The 351-nt window shown below is 35.9% G+C and carries 1 protein-coding gene; it reads right to left on the bottom strand.

Features of this window, described 5'->3' with window-relative positions; all coding sequences use genetic code 11:
* On the bottom strand, positions 1-330 hold a 330-nt coding region (locus tag GUI70_RS25435; RefSeq protein WP_161884535.1), incomplete at its 3' end, for an MFS transporter.
* Positions 331-351: the final 21 nt, after the last annotated feature.

Genomic DNA, 351 nt, shown 5'->3' with positions numbered 1-351 from the left:
CCAAAGTCCAATTTGATCATAGCTTGGCAATAATCCAATGGTTAATGTTGAAAATGCCATTAAAAAAAATGATGATGTTAATACAACATTACGTCCATAATTGTCACCAATAATACCAAATACAACACCACCAATTGGTCTTAATAAAAACGCAATGGCTAATGCTGCGAAAGTCAACATTTGTCGAATGTCTGCACTCTCTACTGGAGAGAAGAAGTTCGCTCCAATGTACGCAGTTGTATATGCATAGACACCAAAATCGAACCATTCCATTGCATTACCGATACCGGTTGCAACAACGGTTTTTTTAGCTTTCTTTGCATCCACCATGTTAATATTCTCTTTATTAAA

The sequence above is a fragment of the Deinococcus alpinitundrae genome (genome assembly GCF_009982895.1).
Classification (GTDB): domain Bacteria; phylum Deinococcota; class Deinococci; order Deinococcales; family Deinococcaceae; genus Deinococcus; species Deinococcus alpinitundrae.
This window is presented reverse-complemented; position numbering and strand designations above follow the sequence as displayed.